Genomic DNA, 20,102 nt, shown 5'->3' on the forward strand with positions numbered 1-20,102 from the left:
ACACAGCAAAGTCAAATTATTTGTAATACTTTACTGCGCTGTTGCAGAAACGGAACAACGACCACCGTCCGATACCAAACACTCTCAGTTTATCGTTGTCATACAATGAATATGTGGGTTCTGAGCAATATTCAGCATCCGCCCGATTCAAAAATGCAATAAAATTCAGGCAACATCAAAAAAGTGAGCAAGCTAACAAAAAATGGAGCGGATGACGGGAATCGAACCCGCGTAATCAGTTTGGAAGACTGAGGCTCTACCATTGAGCTACATCCGCGTGCCGTTGAGCGAATCACTAGGACTCACAAAACAACGAGTTCAAGTATACACGAGGCACGGAATTGCGACACGTTTCCGAACCGCATCACTGATGGGGCGTGTCGTGCTGCTGACAGCAACGGGCAGCACGCACAGACTTGCTTTATCGATAAATCGATTTCAAACCAGAAAACAAAACCGTGGCCCAAACCGAACATCATATCCGGTTTGGGCCACGGTTGTTTTATCTATTGAACTCAGCTACTCGATCCTACGGCGACGGGCAAGGATCAGCGATCCACCGGCCAGCAGGAGCGTGAGCACGAGTGCCACAAGAGCGATGATGTTGTCACCGGTCTTGGCCAAAAGGCCCTTCGGCGATTCGCCACGAGGCGCTGCAGCCGCTGAACCGTTCGGCTTCGCAGCAACCGGGTCGGGGCGGTATTCGTTGTGGAACACCGCGGTATCCACCGACGAACCATCGCGGTCCAGAGCAACGGCAGCAACAAGCTGGTGCGAAGCCGCATCCTCCGTGACCTTCACCGTGACGCCATAGGACGTGCGGTCATAGGTGACACCGTGTTCAGCACCGTTAGCCTCGGTCAGCGTGTAGCGCCATACACCCGTATGCGAGAACTTCATGGAGAACTTGGCTTGGCCCTGGCCCTCAGCATTCACCGTGGCAACAGACGGCTTCGACGCCAAACCAGCGGCATATCCAGACTTCGGGGAAATCGCGGAGCTGACAGGAACAGCCGTATTGACACGGTTGATCAGAGCAGTCAGAGCGCCCTTCTCACCGTCCTTCGGATTGTCCTTATTCGGCGTCAAGACGACTCCGAACTCGCCATCCTTCAACGGGCGTCCGTCAAGCACCTTGCCAACCGTGAGGTCGGCGTCGGTAGCAGCCGGCGTATAGACATTTTCGATCAACACATCCGAAACGTTCTTGTCAGTCGCAGCGGACAGCACGCCCGCGACATCGTTCACCGTGACCGTCACCACGTAGGAGCGGCTGTCATAGCTAATCGAAGGATCATGGCCCGCAATCTCACCGATCCGGTAACGATACGTGCCGGGATGAGCGTAGGCAATCGAGCCGAACGTGAACGCCGGGCCCACGTTCTTCACTGTGGACTTGCCATTGGCGGCATCAGACGGCATCGGCACCTTGTCGGCCGCGACCGCACCCGACGCATCGGTGCCGTCCAGAGCCGTCAACGCGAACTCGAACTCGCCGTTGGCAGGCGTGCGATGAGTGCCGGCGTCGGTGTTGCGCACCGACTTCACACCACCCAGCGAAACTGCCACATGCTTCGGGTCGTACGCATTCGTAAACACCGCGGAATCGGCAGCCACAGACGAGCCGGAAGCATCGAGCTTGTTCAGGGTCTTGCTGCTGATGACCAGATGGCCTTGCAGGTCATCGGTGACACGATAGGTGACCGAGTACACCGTCGGATCGCGAGTGATGCCCGGCACCACAGTGGAATCCTCAGAGAGCGTGAACACATAGTCGCCGATCTTGTCCATCGACACCGCAGGCAGAACGATACGTCCGTCAGCCGCATTAGAGGCACTCACGTCAGCCTGAGCGTTCGCGTCAGCAGGCGCGGACACACGATGCAAGGTGAACGAGAAATCGCCCGCCTTGAGCTGGTAGGCATTGCCCTCGCTCGACTTGACCTTCTTGATGGCATCCACCACATCGCTCACAGGAGCGGGAGTGTATGCATTGTGCAGCGTTACGTCGGTCTCGGTAATGCCGTCGTGAGACAGGGTTACCTGGGCGACGAGCTTGTGGTTCGTCGCATCTTCCGTGACATGAACCAGCACGTTGTGAACCGTGTTGTCGTAAGCCACACCGCCGAGTGCACCAGGCTTCTCGGTGATCGTGTAGTTCCAGTCGCCAACGCGGCTGAACCTGAGCGAGTCGAACGACACCGAGCCTTCCGAATCCGTCACCTTCGCAATGGTCTTTTCCTGCGAACCGTTCGACGGACTGCCGTCAACCGGATTGCCGGCTACGGGAGCCAACAGCGCCGAGAACTCGCCATCAACCAGCGGGCGACCGGACATGGTCTTCTTCGCATCCAACGAGACATCAACCGGAGCCGGTGTGTACTTGTTGTCAAAGGCAGCCGTGTTACCGGCGGCCGGCGAACCGTCCAGTGAGACCGCAGAGACAGCAGTCAGGGTTCCGGCGACATCGGTCACCGTTACCGCTACATCGTAGACACGGGTGTCATAGTCGAGGCTCGGATCCTTGGCCGAGCCCGAAGGCACGATCTCGGAAACCTTGTAGTTGAACACGCCAGGATAGGCATACTGCATGCCGCCGAACGCGACCGCACCATCGGCCTGATTCGTCATCTCGATCGCACTGCCAGAGGCAGCAGCAGGCATCGGCACATCGGCCTTGGCCACAGCAGCGCCGTCAACAGCACGCGTGCCGTCCACCGCTTCCAGCTTGAAGTTAAACTCGCCGGCAGCGGGAGCGCGATGTGTAGCAGGGTCGGCGTTGGTCATCGACTTCGACGCCCTGATCTCGAACACGGACTTCGACGGATCGTAGACGTTCGTGAACTTGGCCGTCGAGGAACCGGACGGATCCGAAGTCACCACAGGTGCGGAGGCCACCAATTGAGCATTGGTCTGGTCATCCGTCACCGTGTAGGTCAACGTATACACCGTCGCATCACGAGAGATGTGAACGTCGGACACGGCGTCTTCGGTCATTTGGAACTTGTAGGTTCCAGCCTGGTCGAAGGTCATCGACGGGAACGTGATGCTGCCGTCAGTCGCATTAGTCGCGTGCTGATCAGCAATCGCCGCAGCACCCGCCGGCCTTGACGTCTCGGAAAGCGTGAAGCCGAACTCGCCAGCCGCCAACGGAGCGTGGCTGTTGCCCGGAGTGGAGACGAGCACCTTGGAACCGGCAGGCGTCACCGAAACAGGAGCCGCCTTGTACTGGTTCGTGAAGGTCGCGGTATCACTCGACACATCGGCGTTGTGATCGTCCTTCATCGAAGTCGTCACCGTGCGGGTCATCGTCGTCATGTCGTCAGCGACCGTCACCGTCACCAGATACGACTGGGAAGTCGATGCGTCCGGGGTCACACCAGCTTGGCTGCTGGCATGCTCGGTGACCTTATATACATAGGTGCCAGGAAGGTCGAACTTCGTGCCATCAACCGGCACGGTCTTGACCGAACCGTTCGTCACCGTCACGCTCGACGGAACCGGACCGTTAGTCCCCGCTGCAGGAGCGGAGCCCTGGGCTTCGATATCGAACGTGTACTGCTCGCCGGTCAACCACGCACCGGTACGGCCGTTGAGCACCTTCTGCACCTTGAAGCCATTCGCCATGATCGACGGAGCAGACGGGAGTTTACCGGTAATGCCGGCATTCTCATAGGTGTCATCGTAGGACGAGGAATGCATCGCACTCACCGCCGGGAAATCGGCCAGGGTGATGGATGCGGAACGCAACGGATCGCCCGTGGTCTGACGCTGATCCGGGTCGGCACAAGACCGCTCCGACAGCTGAGCATCAGGATTGTCTTTGACGGTGACTTTAAGCGTCTTCCAACTGTTCGCAGAAGCGGGCTTGAACACCAGCTTGTACCCAGAACCGGCCGGCACATCGTCCATTCGGTAGCTGCCATCCGCAGCGGTAGTGGCCGTCAGCTGCGTGGTACCGTCGGCAAGCGACTTCACCGGGTTGCCACTGGCATCCACCAACGCCACCTCGATACCCTCGAGAGTCTTGTCCTCAGGCCCACGAATGCCGTCATTGTTGTAGTCATACCAGGCGATACCGCTTACAGAACGACGTACCACCGCAGAGCGGGCGATCACCATGTTGGTGTCGTTCATCCACTCATCGGTATAGATATCGCTCCCCTGGTTGCCGGTAGGCTGGATGTCCATCTTGAAGTTGTACCGCGCATTGCTCGGCAAGACATCAGACATGAACGCCCACGCCACCGGAGCATCATACCCGGCAGGAATCGTCATCTCACCAGTGGTGTTGTCAACAGTCCCTTCATGCCAGACACTGGGATTCGCGAGAATCTCAGCACGCGAAATCGAACCGGGCGTCCTGCTACGCAGCGACTCATCCGTCGAGAAGAACACTCGAGGATGCACACTGGCCGCTATAGAAGCACCTGTGACACCACTGACCTTGATGCCAGTGATCTTATAAGTACCGTGGAAATTAGACACCGGTGTGCCACCATCGAACGGCATGATGTTCACCGCATACGGATTGACCTTCTGGGAGGACGCCATGTTGCCAAGCATCATCCTGAAGCCCAGTCGCTGAGAGACATCGGCAGTCAGAGGATCGGCCATAACCGCGATGGACGAGGCATGCGTACGCGAGACCCTGATGGTCGCATTGGCCAACGTGCCCTTTGCACCATCCGGCTTGGCCATGTCGCGCTTCGACTGAATGCCAACCGTGTTGACAAACGACTGAGCGTTTTGCACGTCACTGCTCGGATCCGTGGCATCGCCAATGGTCGACTGGTAGTGAATCACAAACTTCGAGCCGTCCACCGGCACATCCGAAACGGTCCACTTGAGCGTCGTTGTGCCATCGGCATTCTCCGTAACCGTGGGCGACAACGCCGTTCCTCCGGTCACTGAGCCTCCCTCGGCGCCACCTTCTTGGTAGGTGCCGCCAAGCTTCGCCGAATCATAGACGTAGTGCAGGCCCTTGGGCAGGGTATCGGTGATGTAGGTCTCGGTCTTCAGACCAGACGCACCGGCCCCACTGACACTTCCGGTCAGCGCCCAATCAACAGTGCGCTGCTCCTTGTCCAAATCATAGATGGACTTGGTGCCGCCAGCCTCAGATTTCTGCTCCACCTCTTTGTCGACTCTTGGCTGTTCACCAGAAATATACAGGGAATCACCGTACTTGATGCCGCCGGTATCGTTGCCCAGATAACCCTGATGGGAGTCATAACGAGCCTTTTCATAAGAAGAGCCCGATTCAGGAGCCGAAAACGCAGGAGCTAGTGTCGAGCGCAACGCCATCGGGTCCATCTCATTGGCCAACTGCTCCCACTGCGCATCAGAAGAAGTCATCGGATCAAGATGAGTGCCGTCTGCCAACACCGCCTTGCCCGCATTAGCCAACTGCCTACGAGTGAACGCATATGCCCGCTGAGTCACCTGCGCCACGGTGCCAATCGGAACGTTCGGTTTGATCTGAGCCTTGAACGAACCAACGCTATACACGGAATGATGACCGGCTTTACTGGTATCAGCTGCCGAATATCCGACGAACAGCATGGCCACGATCGCGCCATGCGACTGTGCTTCGGCCTTGGTGTTATAGAAGTTCAGATCTTTGATATCGGCAGAGAACTGCTCGTTATCGCTGCTCCACGAGGAGCCATCCTTCTTGGTCGCATACAGGATGCCGGCACCCTTCTTGCCGAAAACGGACGGTGACTCCCAGTCGTTCCAATATGCCGTGCCCTGCGGTTTGCTCGCATCGGCGACATGCAGGTCGAGATCGCCTTTCTCAGGCACCTCCAGCACTGTCGGATCAATCTTGACGAGGTTGAGCTCCCCACTGGCAGGTCACGTATGCCGGTATCGAAATCAGAAGCCGAGAAAATCCTCGCCGTGGTCCCAGCCATAGCAGTATCCGTACCATGCTGCCAATCCGATGCCTCCCACGTACCGCAATCAGTACCGTTTTCTCTGGCGGTATTGCTTGAAGGGCATGAGTAATAGAAATAATTGGAGAACTGCCCTGGAGGGTCCAGCAAGGTGGAAGCGGACCACGAATCATCATCGCCAGCTGCCTGATTGGAAACATCGTTCGCATCGGTGGGCTGACGAAGCTTGTCGCCAGGGGTTATCGAATTGGCAGAGAGCCCGCCATCCGAAATCTTGCTTTGCAGACTCATCGCCGCGCCACCATAGAGGTCGACCACACTCTTCTGTCCATTGGGCGCGCTGGAATCAGGAATCGACGACGGGAAGAACACATACAGATAGCCGGTCGATATCTCACCAACTCGCTGCGTCACGCAGCCTTCCGACATCAGCACATTGCTGCAGGCATCGACGTTATGCGCATCACCGTAATAGGGGAATGTGCCGTTGATGTCGTAATTGCTCAGCGTGAACTGGAAAACGGTCTTGTCGGATTGACGATCCTGGCCGATGTTGTAGTTGCCGTTCTGATACACGCTGTCGGATGCGTCTCCACGTGCCGACCTGGCGTAATGATAGTTGTCCAGTCGCGGAGACCATCCCTGGTTTCTCGTGTTTCGTCCAGAGTCATGGAATGGATCGCCTTGGGTAACCGGTCCGTAATCCCAGTAATAAGGCTGCAAATCTGCACGAGCCGGCTCTGCCCCAGACGCACCATTCTTCTTCCATTGCGAAGAAGCGGAAATGCTGAAAGTGACATCGCCTTGAGGCTTCTCCAAACCACGGAGTCCCTTGGTCTGGTCATGCCAACGCATATCGACGGCCCAATTGACCATGGCCATCATGCCCGAACGCTTGCCCAAACCATAGTTGAGGACACTCGGATCAGCTCTGTTGAAGTCAAACGACATCTCCGGAGAGATCTCATTCTGAATGCCGGTGATACGCAGGTTCATATTGAGCTTGGCGGAAACAGTCACGGCTGCGGGAGTGTCAGTCATCGAACGGTGCTGCACATCGTTCGGCGCGGCCCACGCCGTCACTTTCGGCTGAATGACGTCACCCTGCACGGCGGCCTTCACATTGACTCCCAAGGCGATTCCGGCAGCACCAGGAACCGCGGTTGGAGAAGTCGAAGTCGGGGTCATCAGACGATAGGCCGTCAGTACCTGCGTCGGCACACCATCGATGGTCTCGGTCGTGGACTGCGGCTGATAGCCCGGTGTCTGATCGACCCAATTCATTGCGTTGAGATCAAACGAGGCCTTGTCTGAAGAAATTGGCAACTCGAAACGGAAACCGACGCGGGCGCTCTTGTAATAGGTCATCGGATCGTCAGGATTGACCGCGAAGTCGTAATTGTAAGTAATCTTATCGAACGAGCGCACGATCTTGTTGCTGGCCGAGCTGTCATCGCCAGCATTGTCGTCGCTATCGAACGGGGCCGTGCCCGTCACGATGCCGGAATCGTCGCTGAGCTTCAGCTGCGTGACACTGGCCACGTCGCTGTCCAGCATCTCATTCATTTTGACTTCCAGCCCGGAGCCACCGCGCGTCGACGGATTCTGCTGCACCGCAGGCGTACCGGACTGCTGCGTCGGAGCTGACTTGGTAGCCAACGACGACGCGGTAGGCAAATCAGCCTGCTTCAGCGGCAATGAAGACGACGAGGACGTCTGACCGGAAGCGGCCGAAGACGACGGCTGTCGCTGAGAATTTGAGGTATCAGCAGATGACGCCTGCGCTGAATCCGCATTCGCCTGCTGATTATTATGCGATTGAGCAGCAGGAGTCTGCGAAGCATTCGCTTGAGACCCGTTTATCGACCCCGCACCAACATTCGGAGTCATACCGCTCGATGCAACATTTTGCGTTGAAGACGGCGTGGCCGCATCCATCGCATTTGCACTTATAGGTAATACCATTCCACATGCCACAGCAACTGCTATGGCAGCTTTGAACCAATTTTTCATTTATCTTATCGTTCGCCCAACAACAACCCATACCCGTACCCAAACCAACGTATAAAAGTCATACGAACCCTGTGATGAGTGAAATATTAAGTAAATGAAAAAGAAAATCAAACCGTTTGTAATACAGTTATCCCAGGAAATGAGGCAAACGATTGACGACCCGCCAATCATTGCAACGCTTGGCGCAACTTCTTTGGTTCAAGAACGTTTCACGATTAGCGAAATCCGATGTCGGCCCAGAGACCTCTTAGCACCCAAAATGAGAACTCTGAAACCGATTCAGCGTTTCACAAACCTACCCATGATCATCACGGGAACGTTCTTGGTTTTATTATACACAATAATTCGAAAAGTCCAAACACATTTAGAAGGTGTGTTGAATAACGACAAAAAATAAGGCGTGCCACCCGCTGACAATAACGGACGGCACGCCTGCATTCACTTCAGTTATTTATGGCAAGTCACGCAAACGAATTATGCAAAACAAACCAATCACTTAGTCGCTTCAGCATATTCTGCCAGAAGCTCCTTGGTGAGGGCTTCGGACACATCAGCACCGAGCATCATGGCCATGCCGCCAACGGTGCAGCTGTCGACGAACATCACAAGCAGACTGCTGTCGGGCATGATGTTGTGTCCGAACTGCTTGCTGAGCTTGGCGACGGCCTTGTCGACGATCGGGCCACCAATCGGGTCGTCCTTCCATTCCTTGAGCGTGGACCATTCGTTGAGCTTGGCTATCTTGCCGTCGTCGTCAAGATCAACGGAGACGGTATCGGCGATGTCGCGGGACGAAGTACCGACCTCGATGCCGTAGGTGCCTTCCTCAACCTTCCAGCCCTCGAAGCGCTCGGACCAGTAGGCGAACGCACGCGAATCCAAGTCGACGGAAACCTCGGCGGACTTGCCAGGCTCAAGATAGACCTTCTTGAAGCCCTTGAGCTCGTGGACAGGGCGCTGAACGGCTTCCTTGGGCGGAGCGACGTAGAACTGCACAACCTCGGCGCCGGCCACGGAGCCGGTGTTCTTCACGGTTGCGGTGACGCGTGCGGACTGCGGGCCGGTCTTCTCGGCCTTTGCACCCGAGACCTCGAACGTGGTATAGCTCAGGCCGTAGCCGAACGGATACACGACGGGCTTGTGGAAGGTGTCGTAATAGCGATAGCCGACGAAGACGCCTTCGCCGTAGTCAACATGACCCTCTTCGCCCGGCCAGTTCATCATGGTCGGATCGTCGTCGAGGTCATTGATGATCGTCTGCGCGAGCTTGCCGGACGGGTTGACATCACCGAAGACGACATCAGCGGTTGCGGCGCCGCCGGCCTGGCCGAGCAGCCAGGCTTCGAGAATGGACTTAGCGTCGTCGGCCCACGGCATGGAGACCGAAGAACCATTGGAAAGGATGACCACGACGTTCTTGTTGGCGGCGGCCACGGCCTTCAGCAACTCGACCTGTTTGGCAGGAATGTCGAGCGAGGTGCGGTCGAAGCCTTCGGATTCGTATTCAGCAGGCAGGCCGAGGAAGAGCAGCACGGTGTCGGCGCCCTTGGCGGCGGCAACGGCCTCGTCGGTCAGCGCCGGGTCCTGCGGGTCGTCTTCGAGCGTGAAGCCGGGCGCGAAGTCCGCGTCAATGCCGCGATCCTTGAGAGCATCGAGGAAGCTGGTGAGCTTGTTCGGGTTGATAAGCGAGGAGCCGGCGCCCTGATAACGCGGGGTGCGGGCGAATTCGCCAATGACGGCCAGCTTGGTGCCGGGCTTGACGGGCAGCAGGCTGTCGTCATTCTTCAACAGCACCATGGCCTCGTGTGCGGCGCGGCGAGCGACGTCGTCATGCGCGTCGATGTCGTAGCGATAGCCGGCAGCGCCCTTCTCCATGGCCGGACGAGTCTTGTTGACCAGGTCGATCATGCCTTGGGCCATCTGCTCAAGTTGCTCGGGCTTGATCTCACCATCGCGAACCGCGTGCACGATCTTGTTGTCGGTATCGGTCGGCGGCATCTCGAGGTTCAAGCCGGCGTTCAGGGCAGCGGCACGGTCGTGCACGGCACCCCAGTCGGACATGACGATGCCTTTGAAGCCCCACTCGTCACGCAGCACGTCGGTCAGCAGCCACTTGTTCTGCGAGGAATAGACGTTGTTGACCTTGTTGTAGGAGCACATGATCGTCCAAGGCTGGGCTGTTTTGACGATGTGCTCGAAGCCCGGCAGATAAATCTCACGAAGCGTGCGCTGCGACATATTCGCGCTCACGCGCATGCGGTCGGTCTCCTGGTTGTTGGCCGCGAAGTGCTTGAGCGAGGTGCCGATGCCCTTGGACTGGATGCCCTCGACCTCGCCAACGGCTTCGTGCCCGGCCAAGTACGGATCTTCGCTCCAGAACTCGAAGCAGCGGCCACCCAGCGGGTTGCGCTTGATGTTGATGCCGGGGCCGAGGATGACGGCGACCTGCTCCTGGATGCATTCCTCACCCATGGCCTCGCCGGTTTCTTTCACCAGTTCCGGGTTCCAGCTTGACGACATACCTGCGGCCGGCGGGAAGCAGGTGGCGGGAACGGCCTTCTCCACATCCATGCCTTCGAGGTTCTGCGCCTTGCGCAGTCCGTGGGGGCCGTCGGTAATCGTGTAGTTCGGCAGTCCCTTTTCGGGCACCGAACCGATGCTCCACGGGTTAGTGCCACTGGTCAGCGCCGCCTGCTGCTCAACGCTGAGTTCCTTGGCGCTTGTCGCCGGTGTTGCTTGATTGGTCATAGTGCAACCTTTCCATATTTCGCGCCGAATCATCCCTGAGCCATGCGCGATACAACTACGTTTGTTTCAGTTATATTGCCGCGCCGGTTTGACTCTGGAATCTGAGGATAACCACTTAGTTACCGACCGGTAGGTAGATACATCTTAACACCATTATTGCCAGCTTTCCTTGCATATATAAGTAGAATTTGTCTATCGAATCACGACAGGTTCTCTCCGCACGTAATCTGCTGACATATATATTGACAACGCAGAGTCTTCGTCGTTACTGTTCGTCCGTCCCCGACCAACAACACAACAGCGGAAGCAATCGGGCCATCGTGGCTCAACGAGACATGCCAGCGCAACATTGATGGACTCACGTGCAGCAGGCGCTCACCGAACGCAAGCAAATCCTCTTCCGACGACAGCTCATCCACGCTCTGCTGGCTCTCGCCGAAAGTAACCGGATTCTCATCCTGCGGCATCTGATCAGCACGCATCGTTTCAGCCCGCTCTAACCCCAATGATTTCCATAACGTGGCTTCGCAATCAGGTGTCAACACCACACGCGGCCGCGAGCGCGAATCGTCAAGAATCTCTACCTGCGCCCAAGGGAAATTATCAAGCGTATATGGGTTAGTTCGCTCCCCCAGCGCCTCGCACCAGGCTTTAAGCACGGCTTCCTTGCCTGCCCACCGCGCGGCGAGGTGCACAGCCTCACCGTCATGCTTAACTCTGGCTCGCGCCGCCGCCTGCCGCAGTTCCCGAATCGAAAACAGATTACGCATGCGCGATCCCGGCTCACTTAACTGCGCGGCGAACCCGGCAACATCCACGACGTCGTGCCCCAAACCGAGTACACCAAAAGTGCTGCCGGCGTTCATGCTCGCCGACCCAGCATCAATTCCTGTATCCATCACTCTTTCATCGTATCGACACAAGATGAAAACAGGCAGACACCAACCATTCTCAACTAGGAACTCGGCAACAGTCAAGACTCTGAAAATACCGCTCAGCTATTTCATCAGACTCCCAAGCCCTGACCGCTACCGACTATTTCAGGAATTGGACATTTCGGCGTTTTGTACTACGAAAGCTGTATCATCGATTACGGTTTATCAGCGGTACGCCCGTCGGCGCACCGCTCACATTTTCACGAAATGGGTTTGGTCATGGGTATTTTACGCAGTATTCTCGCATTCGCACTATGCATTACAAATTCAGCAATTATCGCCCCCCGCAAATCTAAACCCCTCCCCAGCAACACAATCATCCAGCAACGCCCCTAGCGCGCAGACTTCCAGCCAATCCGCACAACCGGACAGCACCGTCGCCGCCCGCACACACGAAACCATCTCCGTCTCCCAGGTCACCACCAACCCGCAGACCACCACCCAACAGCAAACCCAATCCGCGTCACAACCGCAGCCACAATCCCAGGCACAGCAACCGCAGTCGACCGCCCCATCGCAAGGTAGTCAGACCGCAGACCCCGGCACGAATCACAGCACATCGTCTCCGGCGTATTCTCCTTCACAGCCATCCGAATCCGCAGCGGCACCCAACTCTTCAGCCGGCACGCAGGGCACATCATCGGGTTCGGCGATCTCTGCCTCACCCCAGCAAGCAACTCCTTCCCTGGAAGCACCAAGCAGCCCGGTCGCACCACAGTCCAGCGCCACTTCTCCTTCCGCGACGCCGCGTCAAAGCCCAGTCCAAGCACCCTCTACCAAGTCGGAAACAAACGGAATCGAAACGCGCGACGGCTCATCCATCGGCACACGAGGCTCCTGCAGCACATGGCAGACCTGGGGCTCGCCGTATACCGGCTACACCGGAGTCGCAGGACAGGACCATTCAGCCGTAAGCTGGTGTCTAGGTGAGAACTCCACCTTGCATCTTTCCGGAGGCACCAGCCCCAATATCCGTCCAGGAAGCGTCGATGTTCCGTGGAACAGTCTGCGTAGCAGCATCCTGCATATCCAAATCGACGGCAACCTCACCATCTACAGCAGCGCCACAACAATTGACATGTGGAACGGCAGTGTTGGCGGCAGTAATAACGGTGGCATTTTCGGTATGAACAGCTCATGGCTGCTAAGGTCCTTCGACAGTACCAATGGCAACCTCCATATCGCCGGTACAGCAGGAGTAGGCTTGTTCGCGAGCGATCACGCCCTTACCACTATCAACGGCGCGGAGAACTGGGACCTTTCCCAAGCTACCTCTTTATTCCAGATGTTTCAGACTTGCAACGAACTTACCAGCCTCGACGCGCATGCCTGGGATGTGCACAACGTCACCGATATGCGTAGTATGTTCGAACAATGCTATGATCTCACCCAGCTGGACGTTCGCAACTGGGATGTGCGCAACGTCCCCGACATGAGCAGCATGTTTTCACATTGCAGCCATCTTGTTGCCATAGACCTCCGCAACTGGGAGGTACACGCCACCAATCTCCACGGTATGTTCGCCGGCTGCACCAACCTTACTTACCTCAACGTGTCAAATTGGCAGACGGAACAAGTAGCCGACATGGCCTACATGTTCAACGATTGCTCGAGTCTTCTATCTCTGGATCTATCATCATGGAACACCAGGAAAGCACTATCCTCCACCGTTCCTCCATTGAATTATAACGGTATATATTTCATGCTGCCACAGAACATACAGCGCCTAACCCTAGGATCGAATACCACACTTGATGGCAGCTATGGCTACACCCATTGGGACGAGTGGAGCGGTCCTACTGCACCGGCCAGCGGTACCTACAAGATTCAGAGCGACATCGATACTGCAACCCGTTGGCGCAACAACCCGAGAGGTACCTATATGGTGGCCGATGTCAGGCCAACTTCGGCCACGCTCTATGTGGATGCAAACGGGGGCAGCGGCAGTCGGCAAATCACGGTGGATACCACATTTGGCAACGCGTTCACCGTCGAGGATGCCTCGTTCCTGTACAACAAGACGCACTGTCTCTACAACGGTCTGAACACCAACCCCGATGGAACCGGTACCAGCCGTCCCATCGGCGACATCATCTACTTCGCTCCGCGTTCGACCTACACCACTACCCTCTACGCGCAGTGGAAAGCGTTGCCTTCGCCGGGCGGGGTGCATGAGCCAACGCTACACGCGCCGGCCGGGCAAGCCGCGACCGTCGACCTCGCTGTGGACGGGCCGAGCCGGTTCGCCAACGCCGACGTAATGACCCTGACTTCGACCGGCACGGGCACCGGATCCTGGTCCAGCACCTATACCTATTTGGGCTCCTACGGCACCGTGTCATGGAACGGCCAGTCCGCCACGAGCCTGCAGCGCAACCCCGCCGACAACTACTCTCTGTCCGCCACGCTCAAGTCCCGCGACCCCGTCACCGGCGTCTGGGTCGAGAGCACCGCGTCCACCCGCACCGGCAGTTTGCCCCACTCCGCCCTCAAGCTCGACCCGAACACCGCCCACGGCGCCCAGCCCGGCAGCACCACCACACTCGGCGCCTACGCCGACGCCGGCACCCAGGCCACGTTCACCCTGCCCAACGCCGACGGCCTGACCGGCAAAACCGGCCTCGTGTTCACCGGCTGGGACACCAACCCCGCCAACGCGACCACCCAGGGCGCCTACACGCCCGGCCAGACCTACACCGTCGCCGCCAACACCACCGCCACGCTCTACGCCATCTGGACCGAGGCCAAGGCCCCTACCGACCTCACCGCCACACGCCAGGGCGATGGGTCGATCGCCGTGGCCGGCTCCGTGCGCGCACTGCGCCCCGAGGACACCGTCGAGGTGTGCGCCAAACCCGCCGGTACCCCCGACACCAGCTACCAGTGCTCCGGCACCGCCGCATTCGGCGGCAACGCCAGCGACTACCGCACCCTCGCCAACGCCACCCGCAGCTGGAACCTCACCGTCCCCGCCGCCACCAGCAGCACCTGGACCGGCTGGACCATGCGCGCCCGCCTGAAGACCGCCGACCAGTGGCACACCGGCCAGCCCGCCACCTACTCCCCCGCCGCCTACAAGTCCGGCCCGGCCGCGACCTTCACTTACAAGTCCAACACCGCGCAGGGCGGCCAAGGCGACGACAAGACCACCACCGGCACACCCGACGACACCACCGGCCTCGCTCCCACGACCACGCCCAAGCCAGACGCCATGGGCGGCACCAGCGGCTACACCAACTCGAACGAGCACAAGCTCTTCGACGGCTGGAGCACTAGCCCCACCGCTACCACCGGCGACTCGACGCTGAACCCCGGCAAGACCACCACCGCTCCCGCCGGCAGCACCACCACGCTCTACGCCATCTGGCGCACCGTGCCCGCCCCCACCGTCACCGGCGCCACACGCCAGACCGACGGCACCCTCAAGATCACCGGATCCAGCACACCCCTCAAATCCGGCGACACCGTCAGGGCCTGCACCAGGGAATCCTCCAGCCCGCTGGCCACGCCGACCTGCCTGACGGCCACGGTTCCCGACAACCCGTCCGGCACCAGCAACGCCTACGACGGCGCCACCATCCACGCATGGACCATAACCCTGCCGGCCGCCTGGTACACCGACACCACGGTGGGCGCCGGCTACACGCTCACCGCCACACTGACCACCAAGGACCAATGGCGCGGCGACGGCACCGCCGACGTGACCAGCACGACCGCCGAGAGCGCGTACACGCGCCCCGCCGTCACCCTCAAACTCGACCCCAACCCCGGCACCGGCAGCGGCCAGGGCGGCTCGGGCACCCTCACCGACACCAACTGGACCGGCAATTCGCAGAGCCTGTGGTCCGACGCCGGCGGCACGGTGACGTTCACCTACCCGTCATCCGCGGGCATGAGCGCGCCCGGCAAGCTGTTCCTCGGCTGGGCTGAACACCCCGACGACACCACACCCAGCAGGACTCCCGGCCAGACCGAGACCTTCACCCAACCCACCGGCACCCGAACCATCACCCGCTACGCGGTATGGAAGGCCGTGGCCGCACCCACCGGCGTGAGCGCGACGTGGTCGCACGCAACCAACTGGGTCTCGTTCACTGCCTCGGGCCTGCCTTCCGGCGCCACCGGCTGGCAGATCCGCTACAAGCCCAGCGGCAGCCAGTCCTGGTGGACCGAGCCCAGCGACACGATGCGGCCTGCCGACAGCTACCCCTACGGCTACGGACCCTCCTTCACGCCAGGCGACACGTGGACCGTCCAGCTGCGGGCCACCGTCACCGACTCCACGGGAAACACGGCAACCAGCGCATGGAGCGGGGATCTCACCGGCACCCTGCCCTACATGGACGTCACCCTCAAGCCGGGAAACCAGCAGGCGCCCGGCGGCGACACCCACGCCAAGGGCCTCACCGACCTCGACGAACGGAAATCCTATGTCACCCTGCCGGGAGGCACGGGCACCCACCCCGCAGGCATGGACTTCCAGCAATGGGCGTCCAACGCCGACGGGACCGGCGACACCTACCAGGCCAGCACCGGCGTGCCCGTCCCCACCGCCGCCGGCACGCCAGGCGCCGACCCCGGGCAGACGCTGCTCACCCTCTACGCCCGCTGGACCTACACCGGTCAGCCCCCACGCCCCGGCCACTGCACCGACTCCCCGGCTGGGCCCAATGGGGCGACAGCACCACCCTGCCGGCCATCCCCGGCATCGATGGGCAGGACACCAACAGCGTCTGCTACGCGGTCGTCGACGGCGGCACGACGCTGCGACTGACCGGCGGCACCAGCCCCAACTGGCAGTCCGCGGCGGACATCCCCTGGAACGGGCGCAAGAGCACCATCGCCAAGGTCTCGATCGAGGGCGACCTCACCCTGACCAGCAGCAACTACGACACCAGGGACAACCCCTTCAACGAGATGGGCGCGCTCACCTCCATGGACAGCAACGGCCACCGGGTCGCCATCGACCGCGACGGCGGCTACTGGGCCTTCTCCGACGACACCGCCTTGGTCAGTCTTGATTTGACCGGCTGGCAGGTCAACGACACCGACGACCGCGCCGTCAGCCTACGGGGCATGTTCATGGAGTGCACACACCTGGCCACGCTGAAGGGCCTCGAAAGCTGGCACACCGGCCACGTCGGAGCCGCCAACTTCATGTTCGCGGACTGCGCCAGCCTGACCGACCTGGACCTCTCCGGCTGGGACACCGGCCGGCTCCGCGACGTCAACGGCATGTTCTCCGGCAGCGGCCTGACCGACCTCGACCTGTCCGGCTGGGACACCTCGCACATCAACCAGACCTACTACTGGGACGGCATGCTGCCCGGCAACCTCAAACGCCTCCGCCTCGGACCCGACACCAAGCTCTGGGCCCAAGCGTTCAGCGAGATAGCCGCCAGCCCCGCCAGCAGCGGCAACCACGGTGGTCACCCCGACGAGCTCTGGCACGAATGGGACTGGCCGCAAGGCCGCCACCCCACCGACCTCGGCCTGGTCGGCCCCGACAGCACCACCCGCGGCGACGGCACCCTGACAACCCTCGAGACCCGCGCGGCCGCCAACCCCAAAGGCACCTACGTGCGCGCCGACACCACCGTCACCTACGTCGACCTGAGATACGACCCGCAGGGCGGCGCCCTCGACACCGGCCTGCCCGCCACCGCCGGCACATCCGGCGGCCTGGCCGTCGACACGACCTTCAGGGCCGGCACGTACACCGTCCCCGACACCGCCGCCAGCCACATCACCGCCAACAGATCCCACGGCCTGTTCAACGGCTGGACCGCCGACACCAGCGGCGTGACCGGCACCGCCGGCATGACCAACCACACCCTCACCGCCTCCCGGGGCGCGACCGGCACCGCCACCATCCAGGCCGACTGGACCACGCCCGCGGAATCCGCCACCACCGTCACCGTCGCCACCGACACCCACGCCACCGACAAAGGCTCGGCCACCGTGGGCGCCACCGCCGCGCTCGGCCAGACCCTGCCCGCGCTGGCCGCCCTGCCCGCGTCCGGGCTCGACCCCGGCAGGTCCTCCAGACCCGCCGTCGACGCCGGCGGCAGCGTGACCGTCTGTGTGAAACCCAGCAGCCAGACAGGAGGCTACACGACCGGGCAATGCCACACCAAGACCAGCACCACCGCGGGCGCGCAGACGGTCACCCCCGACGCGTTCACGCTGCCCGGCTCGCTCACCACGGGACAGGACACCACCTTCCCCGGCCCCGGCGAGAGCTACGTGATGACCGCCTCGTACACGACCACCGACCCCGCCACCCGCAACACCGTGACCAGCGACACCACCACCGCAGGCGGCGGACTCGCGACCGGCACGCTGCCGTGGGTCCATGCGGTGTTCGACGCGAACATGCCCGGGCCCAACGCGCCCAGCTCCGGCACGCCCACGCCACCGGACGACATCAGGACGCTCGTCGACACCGCCAGCGGCAAGGCCTGGATCACCCTGCCCTACGGCACCGCCAGCATGGACCCCGTCGACCACTCCATGGCCGGCTGGTCCGCCAGCAGCGGCGCCACCCAGCCAGACCAAGGCATGGCCGACGCCACCCACCGCGACGTCCGGCTGCCCGCCACCCCCGGCATCAGCGAGACCCGCACCACCCTGCACGCCGTCTGGCACCACCTCTCCACACCCGTCGTCACCGGCATGAGCCGCGACCCCGCCACCAACCAGGTCACCATCACCGGCACCAGCACCCCTGGGACCGCCAGGAGACCATCTTCGTGCGCGTCATCGCCGACCAGGGACAGACCGTCAACTACCAGCCCGTATCCAACTGGTGGGCCAACGCCCCCGACAGCCACCCGCAGGACAACGACACCGCCGGCAACCCCCTGCCCTACGACGGCACCACCACCCACAACTGGGCCACTACCATCCCCGCCGACACCCTGCCCGAAGGAGGACGCTACCGCATCAGCCACACGACCACCACCAGCGACCCCTGGCGCTACACCACCGGCAGCAGCGAACAAGGCACCACCACCCTCACCCTCGCCGGCACCTACCAGCACGCCCTCCCCTGACCGGCGGACGAAAGGACAAGGCCCTCCTCGCCGCCGTCACAGCAGCCATCGCCCTGCTCCTGCTGGCCACCGCACTACGCGACAGGAGACGACAGGAAACCAAGCGCGAGCAATGACCGCGGCCCAAGGCAGCCGCCCCGCGCCCCCTGCTGCCGGCCCGCCCCATCCGGGCCGGCAACCACCAACCGAGTAAGAAAAAGGTGTGGCCCGCACCCCGACACAGGGACCACGGGCCACACCGCCACACAAGACTTCCCCCGGGCACAACACCCGCCCGGAGGGAACACCAAACCGGACGCCGGCGACGGGACCAACAACCCAAAAACCAACCAACCCCGCCGCCAGCGCCCAACCCCACATAACAAATAGGTCCTCGATTCCAAAGACGGAACCAAGGACCCACAACATTCAAGACATAGGTGCCAATACATTATTCACCATCAAACGGCAAGCAACCCACAAACGTTCACAGAGCATAAAAGAACAACGAAAACCAATACAAGCCAAATAGACAAAGACGTCTCACGGCAACGATGCCCAAAACACGTGTGGGCCGCCAGCCAAAGCCGACAGCCCACACAAATACTCAAGTCGAGGACGCAATGGAAAACGCCCTGCCAGCGGAGACCAACAAGGCGAAGTTTTAAAAAGCCCCAGACCATGCCTCGAAGTGAACCGGCTCCAGCCGACAGAATCAGCGTAACACATTCCAATCAAAGACCACAACTCATCTCAAGAAACCTTGAATTTCATTGATTTTGCGGTTAATACTAAAAAGCCGTGTGGGCCGCCAGCCAAAGCCGACAGCCCACACAAACAATTAAAGAGAAGGACGGAATAACAAAACGCCCTACCAGTGGAACCCACGAGGCGAAAGCTCACAAAGACCCGGATATACCTCGAGTTGAGACGATCCCAACCAGCACAACGAGAGTATCACATCCCAGCCAAAGGCCACAACTCATCTCAAGAAATCTTGAATTTTCATCAATTCAGACTTCCTAGCTTGACTTCTGCAGCATTGATATGAGACGTTGACAAAGCCGCACGCACGCGGCACGGCAATCCCTTGAGACGGAAAGCCAGAAACGTGCGGGCGACCGGCCAGGACCAAGAGGCCGGCTGAAATTAAAGAGATAGGAGCCAGAAATGGCACCTCACAATAACAATAAGCCCGGAAACGCCGGGCTCTGCTGGCTCGTGGCCATAGTGCTGGTCACGATTGCGCCCAAGGTAAGTCCCCCATGGGCAACGGCAATCCTGCTGATCTGCCTACTGTACGCAATCCGCAGAATGAAGTAGCGCCAGCACCGTGCCGTCCATAGCAGCCAGCCGTGGACGGCACGGCAGGCAATCAATCTCCATTACCAACAAACTTGAGAAGGTATTCGAATACAAATAACCGCGTCCCGCAGAAGATGAGTTCTGCGGAGCGCGGTTATTGTTCACGA

Annotated in this window: 7 protein-coding genes and 1 tRNA gene; 2 read left to right on the plus strand and 6 right to left on the minus strand. The window is 60.1% G+C overall.

All coding sequences use genetic code 11. The features are described from left to right. Window positions 1–203: 203 nt before the first annotated feature. The 5 genes from OZX57_RS07125 to OZX57_RS07145 all read right to left on the minus strand — a co-directional run bounded on the left by OZX57_RS07125 (window position 204) and on the right by OZX57_RS07145 (window position 11,560). Window positions 204–277: transfer RNA gene (locus OZX57_RS07125), tRNA-Gly, on the minus strand. A gap of 242 nt (window positions 278–519) precedes the next feature. Beyond that, window positions 520–5,565 carry an FctA domain-containing protein gene (locus OZX57_RS07130; RefSeq protein ID WP_348637184.1) on the minus strand — a complete coding sequence of 1,682 codons (5,046 nt, stop codon included), beginning with the start codon at window positions 5,563–5,565 and terminating at the stop codon, window positions 520–522. Between the two features lie 50 nt (window positions 5,566–5,615). Continuing rightward, window positions 5,616–7,865 (minus strand): hypothetical protein, encoded by a 2,250-nt coding sequence (locus OZX57_RS07135; RefSeq protein WP_277161978.1) that lies wholly within the window; start codon window positions 7,863–7,865, stop codon window positions 5,616–5,618. Between the two features lie 540 nt (window positions 7,866–8,405). Next, on the minus strand, window positions 8,406–10,661 hold the full coding sequence (locus OZX57_RS07140) for an exo-alpha-(1->6)-L-arabinopyranosidase (RefSeq protein ID WP_277161979.1): 2,256 nt from the start codon (window positions 10,659–10,661) through the stop codon (window positions 8,406–8,408). 200 nt (window positions 10,662–10,861) lie between these two features. Continuing rightward, window positions 10,862–11,560 carry a 4'-phosphopantetheinyl transferase superfamily protein gene (locus tag OZX57_RS07145; RefSeq protein WP_277161980.1) on the minus strand — a complete coding sequence of 233 codons (699 nt, stop codon included), beginning with the start codon at window positions 11,558–11,560 and terminating at the stop codon, window positions 10,862–10,864. A gap of 148 nt (window positions 11,561–11,708) precedes the next feature. Here OZX57_RS07145 and OZX57_RS07150 point away from each other — a divergent pair, with 148 nt between their 5' ends. Beyond that, window positions 11,709–16,370, plus strand: coding sequence for a BspA family leucine-rich repeat surface protein (locus OZX57_RS07150; RefSeq protein WP_277161981.1), 4,662 nt, complete (start codon window positions 11,709–11,711; stop codon window positions 16,368–16,370). A gap of 293 nt (window positions 16,371–16,663) precedes the next feature. Here the strand turns inward: OZX57_RS07150 and OZX57_RS07155 are convergent, their stop codons facing one another. Continuing rightward, entirely contained in the window at window positions 16,664–17,728 is a 1,065-nt protein-coding gene (locus OZX57_RS07155; protein WP_277161982.1) for a hypothetical protein, read from the minus strand. On the opposite strand from OZX57_RS07155, the gene OZX57_RS07160 reads away from it, so the two are divergent. Next, the gene (locus OZX57_RS07160; RefSeq protein ID WP_277161983.1) at window positions 17,681–18,844 is read left to right on the plus strand and encodes a hypothetical protein; all 1,164 of its coding nucleotides are present in this window, start codon (window positions 17,681–17,683) and stop codon (window positions 18,842–18,844) included. The two genes, OZX57_RS07155 and OZX57_RS07160, sit on opposite strands and share 48 nt — an antisense overlap. The last annotated feature ends 1,258 nt before the right edge of the window (window positions 18,845–20,102 follow it).

The sequence above is a fragment of the Bifidobacterium sp. ESL0682 genome (assembly GCF_029392815.1).
Taxonomy (GTDB): domain Bacteria; phylum Actinomycetota; class Actinomycetes; order Actinomycetales; family Bifidobacteriaceae; genus Bifidobacterium.

Bases quoted from the DNA above. Each gene is read 5' to 3' on its own strand.
- OZX57_RS07130 (WP_348637184.1), bottom strand. From the start codon at position 5,565: ATGCTGTTCGTCGGATATTCGGCAGCTGATACCAGTAAAGCCGGTCAT.
- OZX57_RS07135 (WP_277161978.1), bottom strand. From the start codon at position 7,865: ATGGTATTACCTATAAGTGCAAATGCGATGGATGCGGCCACGCCGTCT.
- OZX57_RS07145 (WP_277161980.1), bottom strand. From the start codon at position 11,560: ATGGATACAGGAATTGATGCTGGGTCGGCGAGCATGAACGCCGGCAGC.
- OZX57_RS07140 (WP_277161979.1), bottom strand. From the start codon at position 10,661: ATGACCAATCAAGCAACACCGGCGACAAGCGCCAAGGAACTCAGCGTT.